Annotated in this window: 11 protein-coding genes; 6 read left to right on the top strand and 5 right to left on the bottom strand. The window is 74.5% G+C overall.

Annotation, left to right across the window (positions count from 1 at the left end; genetic code table 11):
* Nucleotides 1-87: 87 nt before the first annotated feature.
* On the top strand, nucleotides 88-3,621 hold the full coding sequence (locus ABT023_RS20460) for an ATP-binding cassette domain-containing protein (RefSeq protein WP_350887941.1): 3,534 nt from the start codon (nucleotides 88-90) through the stop codon (nucleotides 3,619-3,621).
* Nucleotides 3,622-3,745: 124 nt separating this feature from the next.
* Here ABT023_RS20460 and ABT023_RS20455 read toward each other — a convergent pair whose 3' ends face one another.
* The 4 genes from ABT023_RS20455 to ABT023_RS20440 all read right to left on the bottom strand — a co-directional run bounded on the left by ABT023_RS20455 (nucleotide 3,746) and on the right by ABT023_RS20440 (nucleotide 8,119).
* Nucleotides 3,746-4,813: an NADH:flavin oxidoreductase/NADH oxidase gene (locus tag ABT023_RS20455; protein ID WP_350887939.1), complete on the bottom strand. Its 1,068-nt coding sequence runs from the start codon at nucleotides 4,811-4,813 to the stop codon at nucleotides 3,746-3,748.
* 120 nt (nucleotides 4,814-4,933) lie between these two features.
* Nucleotides 4,934-6,223 carry a dicarboxylate/amino acid:cation symporter gene (locus tag ABT023_RS20450; RefSeq protein WP_350887985.1) on the bottom strand — a complete coding sequence of 430 codons (1,290 nt, stop codon included), beginning with the start codon at nucleotides 6,221-6,223 and terminating at the stop codon, nucleotides 4,934-4,936.
* Nucleotides 6,224-6,492: 269 nt separating this feature from the next.
* The gene (locus ABT023_RS20445; RefSeq protein WP_350887938.1) at nucleotides 6,493-7,161 is read right to left on the bottom strand and encodes a DUF998 domain-containing protein; all 669 of its coding nucleotides are present in this window, start codon (nucleotides 7,159-7,161) and stop codon (nucleotides 6,493-6,495) included.
* Entirely contained in the window at nucleotides 7,154-8,119 is a 966-nt protein-coding gene (locus ABT023_RS20440; RefSeq protein WP_350887936.1) for a glutathione S-transferase family protein, read from the bottom strand. Before ABT023_RS20440 ends, ABT023_RS20445 begins: the two co-directional genes overlap by 8 nt.
* A 98-nt stretch (nucleotides 8,120-8,217) precedes the next feature.
* On the opposite strand from ABT023_RS20440, the gene pcaF reads away from it, so the two are divergent.
* From pcaF to ABT023_RS20420, 4 genes are all read left to right on the top strand, one after another.
* Nucleotides 8,218-9,423, top strand: coding sequence for a 3-oxoadipyl-CoA thiolase (gene pcaF, locus ABT023_RS20435; RefSeq protein ID WP_350887934.1), 1,206 nt, complete (start codon nucleotides 8,218-8,220; stop codon nucleotides 9,421-9,423).
* A gap of 159 nt (nucleotides 9,424-9,582) precedes the next feature.
* A complete protein-coding gene (locus ABT023_RS20430) occupies nucleotides 9,583-10,395 on the top strand; it encodes an SAM-dependent methyltransferase (RefSeq protein ID WP_350887933.1) in 813 nt (270 codons plus the stop codon).
* A gap of 6 nt (nucleotides 10,396-10,401) precedes the next feature.
* Nucleotides 10,402-12,579 carry a putative bifunctional diguanylate cyclase/phosphodiesterase gene (locus tag ABT023_RS20425; protein ID WP_350887931.1) on the top strand — a complete coding sequence of 726 codons (2,178 nt, stop codon included), beginning with the start codon at nucleotides 10,402-10,404 and terminating at the stop codon, nucleotides 12,577-12,579.
* Nucleotides 12,576-13,076 (top strand): DUF456 domain-containing protein, encoded by a 501-nt coding sequence (locus tag ABT023_RS20420; protein WP_350887929.1) that lies wholly within the window; start codon nucleotides 12,576-12,578, stop codon nucleotides 13,074-13,076. The genes ABT023_RS20425 and ABT023_RS20420 overlap by 4 nt, the downstream gene beginning before the upstream one ends.
* A 243-nt stretch (nucleotides 13,077-13,319) precedes the next feature.
* Here the strand turns inward: ABT023_RS20420 and ABT023_RS20415 are convergent, their stop codons facing one another.
* Complete coding sequence (locus tag ABT023_RS20415) at nucleotides 13,320-13,703, bottom strand: MerR family transcriptional regulator (protein WP_350887928.1); 384 nt, start codon at nucleotides 13,701-13,703, stop codon at nucleotides 13,320-13,322.
* A gap of 59 nt (nucleotides 13,704-13,762) precedes the next feature.
* Here ABT023_RS20415 and ABT023_RS20410 point away from each other — a divergent pair, with 59 nt between their 5' ends.
* Nucleotides 13,763-14,668 carry an aldo/keto reductase gene (locus ABT023_RS20410; protein WP_350887926.1) on the top strand — a complete coding sequence of 302 codons (906 nt, stop codon included), beginning with the start codon at nucleotides 13,763-13,765 and terminating at the stop codon, nucleotides 14,666-14,668.
* Nucleotide 14,669: the final 1 nt, after the last annotated feature.

Genomic DNA, 14,669 nt, shown 5'->3' with positions numbered 1-14,669 from the left:
CGTACCCGATGGGGTAAATGCGTTGAACGGCCCGGCCGGATCACGCAGGGTGGAGGCACCGCCGCCCCGGAGTCCGGAGGGACCGACATGCGCCTTTTCCGTGACCTGTGGGCCACCTCGGCCCGCCGGATGACGGTCGCCGCCGTGCTGATCGTCCTCGGCGCCGCCGGCCAGGCCGCCGCGGCGGCGCTCGCCGGCCCGGTGCTGGTGCACCGCTCGGGGGCGCTGTTCGCCGTCCTCGCGGTGGCGCTCTGCGCCGCGGTCGTCACCGACCTCGCCATCGGGCTGGTGATGGCCGGGCTGACCGCGGACTGGTCCGCCGACGTCCGGCGGCGGCTGTGCCGGGTGGCGTTCGGGCAGGACCTGCCCACCCTGGAGGGGACCCCGGTCGGGGAGCTGCTGGACCGGATCGACGGGGACGTCTACCAGGTGGCCTCCGAGGTGCGCGGGCACGGCGTACGGATCGCCCAGTTGTCCGCCACGGGCCTGCTCTCCACCGTCGTCGCACTGGTGGTCTGGTGGCCGGCCGGGGTGAGCATGCTCACACTGACGGCGTTGCTCGTGGTCGTGCTGCGCCGGCCGACCCGGCGGATCGCCCCGGCCCGGATGGCCGAGGAAGAGGCCTGGACGGACCTCGCCGCCGTGATGGAGGAGGCCGTCCACGGCCAGGACGACGTGCGCACGAGCCTGGCCCGGCCGTACGTGCTGCGGCTCTACGCCCGGCGCGCGGCCGAGGTGCTGACCCGGGGGCGGCTGGTGTGGCGGATGTCGGCGGAGGTCACCGCCGTCGGCGCCGGGATCATCCGGGTCGGCGTCGTCGGGGTTGTCCTCGGCGGGGCCTGGGCGCTGGCCTCCGGCCGGATCGACGCGGCCCGGCTGACCGCCGTCTGGCTGCTGGTGCTCGCCTTCGGCGCGACCGTCGAGCACGTCAGCCGGATGGTGCCCGAGTTGCAGTACGCGCTCGGCGCCTGGGGGCGGGTGCAGCTTCTTCAGGACTCCCGGCAGGAACCGACCGGCGGCCGGGAACCCGTCGAGGGCGACCTGACCGTGCGGAACCTCACCTTCCGCTACCCGGAGGGTGGGGCGGAGGGCGACCGCGCGCCGGCGCTGCGCGACGTCTCGCTGAACTTCGTCCGGGGCCGGTCGTACGCCCTGGTCGGGCGGACCGGGTCCGGCAAGTCCACCCTGGCCAAGGTGCTCACCCGGGCGGTGGACCTGCCGCGCGGCACCGTGCTGCTCGGCGGGGCGGACCTGCTCGACCTGGACGTCGAGCGGCTGCGTCGGTGGGTGGCCGTGGTGCCGCAGCGCACCGAGATCCTGGCCGGCACGCTCGCCGAGAACGTCGCCCTGTTCGACCCGGCCCTGCTCGACGACGCCGCCCGGGCGCTGCGCGAGCTGGGCCTGGCCGGTTGGGTCGCCGAGCTGCCCGACGGCCTGGACACCCGGCTCGGTGAGGGCGGGCACGTGCTGTCCGCCGGGCAGGAGCAGCTCGTCGCGTTCGCCCGGATCCTGGTCCGCGACCCACACGTGGTGATCCTCGACGAGGCCACCGCCCGGCTGGACCCGGTCACCGAGACGCTGGTGCAGCGGGCCACCGAGCGGTTGCTCACCGACCGGATCGGCATCGTCATCGCCCACCGGCTCTCCTCCGTCCGCGGCTGCGACGAGGTGGTGGTGCTGGCCGACGGGGCGGTGGTCGAGGCCGGCCCGCTGCGTTCCTCGGAGCGGTTCGCCGAGCTGTTGGCCGTCAGCCATGCTTCCGCGTACGCCGAGGCGGGAGCGGCCGGGCGGAGCGGCGGCACGGCGCTGCTGACCGATGCGCCGCCGGCCCCGGCCCCGGGTGCCGGTCCCGCCGGGGCGGACGCGTCGGGTCCCGGTCCCGCCGGGGCGGACGTGCCGGGCGCGGCCCGGACGAAGGTCGAGCCGCCCCCGCTGCCACCGACGCCGCCCGCCCGGACGATGCGGGAGATCCTGCGCCTGACCACCAACGACCCCCGGTACGGCCTGACCGCGATCGCGCTGTTCGGGTTCGGGGGGCTGCTCGGCCTGGACGGCTCGGTGCTGCCCTGGCTGTGGGCCGACCTGGTGGACGGCTCCGGCGGCCCGTGGTGGCCGGCGGTCGGGCTCGTGACCGCGTTGCTGGTGACCACGCCGGTGCCCTACCTCACCAGCTTCTGGTTCCCCAACTGGTGGGTGCGCCAGATGCTGCGGATCAGCCTGCGGCTGGTGCACGGGCAGACCGGCCCGCGCCGGATCAGCGGACACACCCCGGCCGAGGTGGTCGCCCAGGGCGGCGACACCGAACGGGTGGTGATCCTCGCCGACAACCTGCTCGACCAGGCCATCGCCCTGCTCATCGTGGTCGCCATGACGCTGGTCTCCGGCAGCCTGGTGCCGGCCGCGTTCTTCGCCGGGACGATGGTCGTCTCCGGGCTGGCGGCGACGCTGTTCGGGCCGCGCCTGGAACGGTCCGCCCGGGCCACCGTCGCGGCCCGGGCGGCGTTCGCCACCTCGCTGGTGTCGTCCCTGTCGGCCGCCCGCACGGTGAAGCTCGCCGGCGCCACCCGTCCGGTGCTGGGTCACCTCGCCGACCTCGACGCCACCCGCAGCGAGCGGCAGCGCCGGGAGATCTCCGTGCAGGTCTGGTCCCGTTCCACGCCGGCCCTGGTCAGCGGCCTGCTGCCGATCGGCGCCTGGGCGCTCTACCTCAACGGCGGGCTGTCCGCCGGGGCCACCCTGGTCGCGGTGTCCACCCTCGGCGCGGCCCGCTGGTTCGCGTGGACCACGGCGTCCCTGGTCTCGCAGCTCCCGTCGGCCCGGGTGTGGACGCGCCGAACGGTGGCGATGGCCGGGGTGGGGGAGTACTCGGCGCCGGTGGACGGGGTGGACCTGGCCGCCGGGACCGCGTCCGCGCCCGAGCCCCCGCCCCGGCACCCGCTGCGCCGGCTGGACCTGGTCGGCTTCGGCGCGCTGCACACCGACGGGACGCTCGCCGTCCGCGACGTCGACCTGACCGTCGAACGCGGTCAGCTCGTGCTCGTCGTCGGGCCGGTCGGCTCCGGCAAGTCCTCGCTGCTGCGCGCCCTGGCCGGGATCGTGCACCACACCGGCGCGCTGCGCTGGAACTCGGAGCCGGTCACCTCGCCGGAGCTGTTCCTGCGCCCCCAGCAGGTCGGCTACGTGGGCCAGCTCCCCCGGGTGCTCTCCGGCACGGTCAGCGACAACGTCGCGCTCGGCCACGACGTGGACGCGGCCGGCGCGGTGTCGACCGCCCAGCTCGACCACGACCTGGCCGCCGCCGGGGGCGGGCTCGGGCTGCTCATCGGGCACAAGGGGACCCGGCTCTCCGGCGGGCAGCTGCAGCGGCTGGCGCTGGCCCGGGCGCTGGCCCCGCGTACCGAGCTGCTGGTCGCCGACGACGTGTCGTCGGCGCTGGACGTCACCACGGAGCTGGAGCTGTGGGCGGCGCTGCGGGCGAACGGGGTGACGGTGGTCGGCTCGACCTCGAAGCGGGCGGCGCTGGTCCGGGCCGACCAGGTGGTGGTGCTGATCGGCGGGACGGTGGCGGCCAAGGGCCCGTGGCGGGACCTGGAGGACGACTGGGGCCACCTGGCAGGCTGACCCCGCGCAGCCGCGCGCCTGCGCGCCGCCCCGCGCAGCCGCGCGCGTCTCCCGCGCCGGATCTAGGACGGTTACCGTTCGCACGCGACGGTAACCGTCCAAGATTTGCCCGCCTGCGGTGTGATCAGAGCGCGCGGGCGTACTGGTCGGGCCAGAGCGGCTCGGCGCCGAGCTTGGCCGCCGCCCGGCGGGGCCAGTACGGGTCGCGCAGCAGCTCCCGGCCGAGCAGGACCAGGTCCGCCTCCCCGCCGGCGACGATCTGCTCGGCCTGCCCGGGCTCGACGATCAGGCCGACCGCGCCGGTCGGCACCCCGGCCTCCCGGCGGATCCGCGCGGCCAGCGGTACCTGGTAGCCGGGGCCGACCGGGATGGTGGCCCGGGCGGAGGCGCCGCCGGAGGAGGCATCCACCAGGTCGACGCCGGCCGCCGCCAGCTCCTTGGCGAGCACCACGCTGTCCTCGACGGTCCAGCCGTCCTCGGTCCAGTCGGTGGCGGAGATCCGGGCCAGCACCGGCACGTTCTCGCCGATCGCCGCGCGGACCGCGCGGGCCACCGCCAGGGTCAGCCGCATCCGGCCGGCCCGGTCGCCGCCCCAGCCGTCGGAGCGGTGGTTGGTCAACGGGGACAGGAACTCGTGCAGCAGGTAGCCGTGCGCGGCGTGGATCTCCACGGCGGCGAACCCGGCGTCCACCGCCCGCCCGGCGGCCGTGGCGAACGCCTCGACCACGCCCGCGATCCCGGCCTCGTCGAGCGCGGTCGGCACCCGGTACTCGGGCACGAACGGCTCCGCGCCGGGGCCGACCGGGGTCCAGCCGCCCTCGGCGTCCGGCACCCCGCCGCGCTGTGCCGCCCACGGCTGGTACGTCGACGCCTTGAACCCGGCGTGCGCGAGCTGGACGGCCGGCACCGCGCCCTGCGCGGCGACGAAGGCGGTGACGGGCCGCCACGCGTCGACGTGGGCGTCGGACCAGAGGCCGGTGTCCTGGGGGCTGATCCGGCCCTCGGGTACCACGGCGGTCGCCTCGGTGATCACCAGGCCCGCCCCGCCGACCGCGCGGGAGCCGAGGTGCACCCGGTGCCAGTCGGTCGGCAGGCCGTCCGGGCCGGCGCTGTACTGGCACATCGGGGCCAGGGCGACCCGGTTGGGCAGGGTGACGGCCCGCAAAACCAGCGGGGTGAACAGGCTGCTCATGTACGGATCCTCTCCGGCCCAGGCGCAGGCGCAGGCGCGGGCTTCAGGGACGCGTGATCAGGAGGTCTGCGTCAGGAAACGATCTCCGTAGCGACGCAAACCTCTTGATCAACACGGGTGTCAGGCGGGTACGGGGCTCGGGTCGTCGGTGCGGACGGGAGCGTCCGGTTCGGTCAGGTCGCGGCGGCCGGCCGAGTCGTACGCGGCGCGGTCCAGGGTGCCCTCGCGGGCGGCGACGATGGTCGGGACGACGGCCTGACCGGCGACGTTGGTGGCGGTGCGGATCATGTCCAGGATCGGGTCGATGGCCAGCAGCAGGCCGGCGCCGGCCAGCGGCAGGCCCAGCGTGCTCAAAGTCAGCGTGAGCATCACGATCGCGCCGGTCAGGCCGGCGGTGGCCGCCGAGCCGACCACGGAGACGAACGCGATCAGCAGATAGTCGCCGACGCCGAGGTCCACCCCGAAGACCTGCGCCACGAAGATCGCCGCGAGGGCCGGGTAGATCGCCGCGCAGCCGTCCATCTTCGTGGTGGCGCCGAACGGCACCGCGAACGAGGCGTACTCGCGGGGGACGCCGAGGCGCTCGACGGAACGCTGGGTCACCGGCATCGTCCCGACCGAGGAGCGGGAGACGAAGGCCAGTTCGATGGCCGGCCAGGCGCCGGCGAAGAAGCGCAGCGGGTTGAGCCGACCGGCGACGGCCAGCAGCAGCGGGTAGACCACGAACAGCACGATCGCGCAGCCGACGTACACGGCGGTGGTGAACTTCGCCAGCGGGGCCAGCAGGTCCCAGCCGTACGAGGCGACGGCGTGGCCGATCAGGCCGAGGGTGCCGATCGGGGCGAGCCGGATCACCCACCACAGCGCCTTCTGCACGATGGCCAGCAGCGACCGGTTGAGCGCCACGAACGGCTCGGCGGCCTCGCCGACCAGCAGCGCGGTGGCACCGACGACCATGGCCAGGAAGACGATCTGGAGCACGTTGCCCTCGACGAACGCGCCGACCGGGTTGGTCGGCACGATGCCGGTGAGGAAGTCCGTCCACGAGCCGGTGGCCTTCGGCGGGGTGGCCCCGCCGACGTCCAGGGTGACGCCCCGGCCCGGGTCGGTGAGCAGGCCGATGCCGATGCCGATGCCCACCGCGATCAGGGCGGTGACGCCGAACCAGAGCAGCGTCTTCAGCGCCAGCCGGGCGGCGTTTGCCACGCCGCGCAGGCTGACCACGCTGACCACGATGGCGGTGAAGACCAGCGGCGGCACGGCCAGCTTGAGCAGCTGGACGAAGAGGCCGCCGACGGTGTCGAGGGTGCTGGCCAGCCAGCTCAGGTCGTTGGCGCGGGCGAGGAAGCCCAGCGCCACGCCGAGGACGAGGCCGAGCAGGATCTGTAGGGAGAAGGGGAACTTGCGCAGGGCGGAAGCCATGAGGATGAGTCCAGGGGTCTGGGGGCGGTCGGTCGGGCGGGCGTCAGGAGACGGGCCGCGCCGGACAGATGCCGCTGGCCTGCCGTCGGAGGTCGACGTACAGGCGCACGGTGAGGTGCCAGACGTTGGTCATCGCCTGCCGACGATACGCCGCTCCCGCCGCAGGTGGAAGGAGCGTCGGTGGTGAGGCTCCCTACAGGGGGCGTTGGCGGAGCCCGGCGTCGCCCGGCGGGGGCGGTGGCCAGGCCCGGAGGCCCTCAGCGGCTGCGTCGGGCGAGGGTGGCGGCGGTGGCCAGGCCCCAGACGGCGCAGACCGCGAGCAGCACCCGCTCCAGCACGCCGACCAGGGTGCCCCGGCCGACGACGAGCATCGCCAGCCCCACCGCCCCGGCCAGCGGCAGCGACACCGCAGCGCCGCAGGCGGCGAGCCGCCGCAGCCGGGGTGGCGCGGCCGGGGTGAACAGCACCGCCAGCATCGCGAACACCACGGCCGCCGTCGCCGCGATGCTCGCCCCGCCGTGCACCAGGTCGGCGACGGTGGCCCGCTCGAACGGCGGCAGCGGGCAGCCGGCGCTGCACGTCACCACGCCGGAGAGCGCCGTGCACACGCCGCCGGCGGCGAGCAGGCCGGCCGCGACCCGCGCCGCCGACGGCAGCGCCGCGGCGAGCAGCAGCAGCGCGCCGGCCAGGGCGAACACCCCGATCCGGTACGTCGGGGCGTACCCGCTGTCGGCGACGCCGGCCTCGCTGACGTACCCGGTCAGGCCGGGGCCGGGACCGGCGACCACGGCGACGGTCACCGCGACCGCGCCCGCCAAAAGGCAGCCGGCGGCGGCCGACGCGGCGGCCCGGGCCGGGGCGGGCCGGCCGGGTCGGGGCCCGGCGTCGGAAGGCCCGGTCGGTGCCGGCCGGTGCCGGTCAGCCACGCCCGTGCGGCGCGGTCCAGCCGGAGGTGTCCGGACCCAGCGGCACGATCCCGGTCGGGTTGATCGCCGGGTGGGTGCCGTAGTAGTGCCGCTTGATGTGGTCGAAGTCGACCGTGTCGCCGAACCCGGGGGTCTGGAACAGGTCCCGGGCGTACGCCCACAGCACCGGCAGTTCGGTCAGCTTGTGCCGGTTGCACTTGAAGTGCCCGTGGTACGCCGCGTCGAACCGGACCAGCGTGGTGAACAGCCGCACGTCGGCCTCGGTGATCGCGTCGCCCATCAGGTAGCGCCGGCCCGCCAGCCGCTCCGACAGCGCGTCGAGCCGGCCGAACAGCGCGGTGAACGCCTCGTCGTACGCGGCCTGGGAGGTGGCGAAGCCGCACCGGTAGACGCCGTTGTTGACATCGCGGTGGATCTCGGCCATCAGCGCGTCCAGCTCCGGCCGCAGCCCGGCCGGGTAGAGGTCCGGCGCGCCGGGGCGGTGCAGGCTCCGCCACTGCGTGGACAGGTCCAGGGTGAGCTGCGGGTAGTCGTTGCTGACCACCCGCCCGGTGAGCGTGTCGATCAGGGCCGGCACGGTCACCCGGCCGGTGTAGCCCGGGTCGGTCGCCAGGTACGCCTCCGACAGGTACGAGATGCCGAGCGCCGGGTCCCGCCCGCCGGGGTCGAGGGTGAACCGCCAGCCCCGCTCGTCGCGGATCGGGTCGACCGTGGCGAGCGAGATCGCGTCGTCCAGGCCCAGCAGGCCGAGCACGATCCGGGCCCGGTGCGCCCACGGGCAGGCCCGGCACCAGACGAGGCGGTACCGGCCGGCTTCGAGGGGCCACCGGCCGTGGGCGTCCGGCCCGCCGCCGGGCGGGGAGTCGGAGTCGGGGGTGACCCGCCCGGTGAACCGGTTGGGTTGGCGGACGAACTCCCCGCTGCCGGAGGTCTCTGCGCTGAACTGGGCCCGGGCCATGCCGACAACCTATCGGCTCTCCGCGCGGATATCCTGGCCCGCGTCGCCGTGACCCGGCGGCCCCGTGCCGGCCTTCCCACCCCCGAAGGACTACGTCGATGACCGTGGCATATCTCGTGGCCGGTGTCCGCACCCCGATCGGCCGGTACGCCGGCGCGCTGTCCGGGGTACGCCCCGACGACCTCGCCGCGCACGTGATCCGCGAGTTGGTCGCCCGGCACCCGTCGGTCGACTGGGCCCGGGTCGACGACGTGGTGCTCGGTTGCGCCAACCAGGCCGGCGAGGACAACCGCAACGTGGCCCGGATGGCCGCGCTGCTGGCCGGGCTGCCCGGCGAGGTGCCCGGCAGCACCGTGAACCGGCTCTGCGGCTCCGGCCTGGACGCGCTGGCCATCGCCGCCCGGCAGGTCGTCGCCGGGGAGGCGGAGCTGGTCGTGGCGGGCGGGGTGGAGAGCATGAGCCGCGCGCCGTTCGTCATGCCGAAGGCCACCTCGGCGTTCTCCCGGGCCCCCGAGGTGTACGACACCACGATCGGCTGGCGGCTGGTCAACCCGCTGATGGAGAAGGAGTGGGGCATCGACTCGATGCCCGAGACCGCCGAGAACGTGGCCGCCGAGTACGGCGTCGAACGCGCCGCGCAGGACGCGTTCGCGTACCGGTCGCAGCAGCGGGCCGCCAGGGCGCAGGCCGGCGGCCGGTTCGCCGAGGAGATCGTGCCGGTGACCGTGCCGGCCGGGCGGCGCGAGACGAGGCTGGTCGAGGTCGACGAGCACCCCCGGGAGACCTCGCTGGAGAAGCTGGCCGCGCTGCCCACCCCGTTCCGGTCCGGCGGCACGGTGACCGCCGGCAACTCCTCGGGTGTCAACGACGGCGCGGTCGCCCTGCTGGTGGCGAGCGAGGCGGCGGTGGCCCGGTACGGGCTGACCCCGCTGGCCCGGGTCACCGGCGCAGCCGCCGCCGGGGTGCCGCCCCGGGTGATGGGGATCGGGCCGGTGCCGGCCACCCGCCGGCTGCTCGACCGGCTCGGCGTCGACCTCGGTGAGGTGGACGTGATCGAGCTGAACGAGGCGTTCGCCGCCCAGTCGGTGGCGGTGCTGCGCGAGCTGGGCCTGCCCGAGGACGCCGAGCACGTCAACCCCAACGGCGGCGCGATCGCCCTGGGGCACCCGCTGGGGGCCAGCGGCGCCCGGCTGGCGCTCACCGCCGCGCTGGAGCTGCGCCGCCGGGGTGGCCGGCGGGCGCTCGCCACCATGTGCGTCGGGGTGGGGCAGGGCATCTCGCTGATGCTGGAGTCAGTCGGCTGACCGGTACCGGGCGGCCGAACCGGATCTCGCCTACCGTGGAGTCCGCGGCTTAGAGTGTGGACCACCACAGACCTGCGGGTCGGCCGGCCACCGTCCGGGTGCGGCGCACCCGGCGGCCGGCGCGGCCCGTGGCGCGGCGACGATTGGCGGGAGCGACATATGCCGGACGGACTTCCCACCGAGATCGACCTGAGCCGGCCGAGCGCGGCCCGGGTCTACGACTACTTCCTCGGCGGCGCGCACAACTTCGAGATCGACCGGAGGCTGGCCGAGCAGATCGCCGGCATGACGCCGAACCTGCCCGCCACGATGCGCGCCGGCCGGGAGTTCCTGCGCCGCGCGGTCCGGGTGCTGCTCGACGCCGGCATCGACCAGTTCCTCGACATCGGCTCGGGGATTCCCACCGTGGGCAATGTCCACGAGGTGGCCCAGGGCGCGAACCCGAAGGCCCGGGTGGTCTACGTCGACATCGACCCGGTGGCCGTGGCGCACAGCCGGGAGCTGCTGGCCGGCAACGACCTGACCGGTGTGATCCATGCCGACCTGCGGGAGCCGGAGCGCATCCTCGCCGAGTGCCGGGCCTCCGGCCTGCTCGACTTCGGCCGCCCGATCGGCATCCTGCTCGCCGGGGTGGTGCACTTCGTCCCGGACGCCGACCGCCCCGCCGACGTCCTGGCCACCCTGCGGGCCGCCGCCGTCCCCGGCAGCTTCCTGGTCGTCTCCCACTCCACGTTCGAGGACCAGCCGCAGGAGATGCTGGACGCGCAGCGCCTGTCGGCGCGCACCGACACCGAGATCACCCTGCGCTCCCGGGCCGAGGTCACCGGCTTCTTCGGCGACTGGACGATCCTGGAGCCGGGCGTGGTGCACATGCCGCTGTGGCGACCCGACTCACCGTCCGACGTGGACGACCATCCCGAGCGGTTCGGCGCGTTCGGTGGCGTCGCCCGGTACGACCAGACAGCCGGCTAGGCGGACATGACAGCCGTGCCGGAGCCCGGCGGCGAGCCGCTCAGCCGGGCCGGCGCCCAGGCGTACGCCGCCGGGTGGACCCGCGCGGCACGCCGTGTCGGGTTCGTGCCGCTGAGCGCCGCCGAGACCGAGCGGCTCCTGTTCGTGCACACGGTACGGCTGGCCCAGGCGCTGCTCGCCGAGGCGTTCTCCGCCCAGCCCGCCGAGGACGTCGGCCGGGCGCTGGTCGAGGCGCACCTGACCGAGCCCGGGCTCCTGGACTGGTCGGTCACCGCGCTCGGGGAACGGTTCGCGGCCCAGGTGCTGCCGGGCCACGAGGCCCGGCCCGGCACGGCCGACCGGGTCGCCGCCCTCCAGGGCGCTCTCGCCGGCGGGTTCGCCCGGGCGCTGCGCGCCCGCACCTTCGCCCAGCAGGAACGCATCGCCCGCAGCGCGTGGCAGGCCCGGGACGACGTCGAGCAGGCCCTGCGGGACAGCGAGGCGCGGTTCCGGGCGCTCTTCACCGGGGCGGCGATCGGGATCGGCATCGCCGGCACGGACGGGCAGATCATCGAGGTCAACCAGTCCTTCGCCGACATGCTCGGCTACTCCGCCGAGGAACTGCGGCACACCAACGTGGCGGGGCTGTTCCACGCCGACGACGCGGCCGGGATGTGGGAGCTGTACCAGGAGCTGATCGGGGGCAAGCACGACTCGGCCCGGGTGAAAAAGCGCTACCACCGCAAGGACGGCAGTGTGGTGTGGACGGACCTGGCCGTCTCGTTGATCCGGTACGACGACGGGCGGCCACGCTTCACCGTGGCGATGATCGAGGACATCACCGAGCGGTACGAACTGGAGCAGCGGCTGCGCTTCCAGGCGCTGCACGACCCGCTCACCGGACTGCCCAACCGGACGCTGTTCTTCGAGACCCTCGGCGAGGTGCTCGGCGACGCCGGCCCGGACCACCGGATCGGGGTCTGCTTCCTCGACCTGGACGGCTTCAAGGCGGTCAACGACAGCCTCGGGCACGACCTCGGCGACCGGCTGCTGGTCGTGATCGCCCGCCGGCTGGCCGAGTGCGTCGCCGGGCACGGCCACCTGGTCGCCCGGATGGGCGGCGACGAGTTCGTCATCCTCGTCGACGGCGGCGACGGCATCGACGACGCGGTGGGCGTCGCGGAGATGGCCCTCGCGGCGGTCTCCGCCCCGGTGTACGTCGGAAACCAGCAGCTCGCGGTGTCGGCCAGCGTCGGCATCGTGGACTGCCTGTGCGCCGAGACCAGCGCGTCGGAGCTGATGAAGGCCGCCGACACCACCCTGTACTGGGCCAAGGCGGAGGGGCGCGGCCGGTGGGCGGTCTACGACCCCGAGCGCAGCGCCCAGGACATCGCCCGTTCGGCGCTCGTCGCCGGCCTGCCCGCCGCGCTGGACCGGGGCGAGTTCGTCGTCCACTACCAGCCGATCGTGTCGCTGCGGGACTCCGCGATGGTGGCCGTCGAGGCGCTGGTCCGCTGGCAGCACCCGGAGCTGGGGCTGGTCGGGCCGGACCGGTTCATCGGGCTGGCCGAGGAGACCGGCCTGATCGTCCGGCTCGGCGAGTGGGTGCTCCGGCAGGCGTGCCGCGACGCCGAGGCGTGGCACCGGGAGTTCCCCGGAGCGAAGCTGGTGGTCAGCGTCAACCTGGCCGCGCGGCAGGCCGACGACCCGGGCATCGTCGACACGGTGGCGAGCGCGCTGAGCCGCACCGGGCTGCCCGCCGGCCTGCTCCAGTTGGAGCTGACCGAGAGCGCCGTGATGGGCACCCCGGGGGAGCCGCTGCGGTCGCTGCGCCAGCTCGCCGACCTCGGCGTACGGCTGGCGATCGACGACTTCGGCACCGGATACTCGAACCTGGCTTACCTGCGGCGGCTGCCCATCCACTGCCTGAAGCTGGCGGGGCCGTTCGTGGAGGGGATCCGGGCGGACGACCCGCTGGACCCGGCCGACCACCGCGACGAGCGGATCGTGGACGCGCTGGTCCGGCTGGCGCACGCCCTGGAGCTGTGGGTCACCGCCGAGGCGGTGGAGACCCAGGCGCAGGCCGAGCGGCTGCGCGCGCTGCACTGCGACACCGGGCAGGGGTGCTGGTTCGGCGCCCCGGCCCCGGCCGGTGTGATCACCGCCCGGCTGCGCGGCGACGATCCCCCGGAGGGAGCGGCATGAGCCTGACGGACTCGCAAACGATCGTCTCGGTGGTGGCCGCGCTGGCCATCGTGGCCGGGCTGGCCGGGGTGGTGGTGCCGGGGCTGCCCGCGCTGCCGCTGTGCTGGGGCGGGGTGCTGGTGTGGGCGCTGTTCGGCGACGCCGGGGCGGGCCGCTGGCTGGTGCTGGCCGCCGCCACCGTGGTCGCCGTCGGCGGTGCCGTGGTCAAGTACCTGTGGCCGGGGCGCAACCTGAAAAGCGCCGGGGTGCCGACGTCGTCCCTGCTGGCCGGCGGCGTGCTGGGACTGGTGGGGTTCTTCGTGATCCCGGTGGTGGGGCTGGTGGTCGGCTTCGTCGGCGGGGTGTGGGGGGCCGAGCGGCTGCGGCTGGGCAGCAACCAGCTCGCCTGGCCGTCGACGGTGCAGGCGCTCAAGGCCGCCGGCCTGTCGATGCTGGTCGAGTTCCTCGCCGGCCTGGTGATCGGCGTGCTCTGGGTCGCCGGCCTGCTGTTCGCGTGAGCGTGGTGCGGCGGCGGGGGCGGATCGCCGTACGGTGAGAGAGAGGTGAACACCCCGCGCCGCCGCGTGCCGGGCGTTGCCGAGCGCCCGGCGGGGCCCGTCCGGATCGGGCCTGGTCACAGGCTCAAGGATGCGTCCCGAGCACCGCTGCGGGCAAGGCAATTTGGGTACGCCTCGCGGGTGAGCGCCGTGGGCCCGTCCCGCATCGGGCTGTCTTCCGTCGTCCGCGCCGCGCATGAGGTGCTATCCGGCCAGTGCTGGCGCGTCGGCCGGAGCGGAGCGCTGGTCCTCTTGGGCGGCGGAGACGATCTGGGCCAGAGCGGACCGGCTCTCCTGGAGAGTGGTCAACTGGTCGTCGAGTTCCCCCAGGCGGTCCTGGAGCACCTCCAGCATGCACGGCGCGACCTGACCGTCGCCGTCGACGCATGGCAGGACGTCGCGGATGACGCTCGTGGGCAGGCCGGCGCGCAGCAGCCTGCGGATGTGCCCGACAGTCAACGGTGCGCCGGGCCCGTAGCGGCGGTGCCCTCCCTCCCGATGCTCGGGTGCCAGCAACCCCTGCTCCTCGTAGTACCGCAGCAGGCGAACGCTGACGCCGGTCCGTCGGGCCAGCTCACCGATTCGCATGTGATCCCCCTCCCATCCACTTGAATCTCACACCGATGAGAGATTCTAGCGTTACGGGCATGACCACCACACGGACCGCCACCAGCCGAAACGCCGGAATCGGCGGCGACCTGACAGTCAGCCGGATCGGCTACGGCACCATGCGCCTGTCCGACACCCCCGACATCCCTCCGACCGAGGCCATCGTCTGGCGGCCTCCGACACCGCGCGCCGACGCCATCACGATCTTGCGCCACGCCGTCGAGCGCGGCGTGCAGCTGATCGACACCGCCGACGCCTACGCCCTGGGCGGCAGCGAGGAGCTGATCGCCGAGGCGCTGCACCCGTACCGGGACGGCGTCGTGATCGCCACGAAGATCGGCATGACCCGGCCGAGCCCGGCCGAGTGGGTGCCCGTCGGTCACCCCGCCTACCTGCGTCAACAGGCCGAGCTCAGCCTGCGCCGGCTCAAGGTCGAGCGGATCGACCTGCTTCAGCTGCACCGCATCGACTCCGAGGTCCCGCTCGCGGACCAGATCGGCGCGCTCAGCCAGCTCCAGCAGGAGGGCAAGGTCCGCCACATCGGCCTGTCCGAGGTGACCGTCGACCAGCTGCGCGAGGCACTCCAGGTCGCCCCGATAGCGTCCGTGCAGAACTGGTACAACCTGGCCCACCGCGAGCACGAGGCGGTGGTCGACTTCACCGCGGAGCGCGGCATCGCCTTCCTGCCGTTCTTCCCCATCGCCATCGGAAGCCACGTCACCAACGACAGCCCGGTCGCGAAGATCGCCTCCGAGATCGGCGTCACCCCCGCGCAGACGGCCCTGGCCTGGCTGCTGCACCGCTCCCCGAACATCGTTCCGATCCCCGGCACCACCTCACCGAAACACCTCGACGAGAACCTCGGCGCCCTCGACATCGCGCTCACCGACGAGCAGATCGCCCGCCTGGACGCCATCGCCGAGCAGGCCGAACCGGGCGTGTGAG

Source organism: Micromonospora sp. NPDC002296, assembly GCF_040296145.1.
Classification (GTDB): domain Bacteria; phylum Actinomycetota; class Actinomycetes; order Mycobacteriales; family Micromonosporaceae; genus Micromonospora.
Note: the sequence above shows the minus strand (reverse complement) of the source record. Positions and strands in the feature narration are given on the sequence as shown.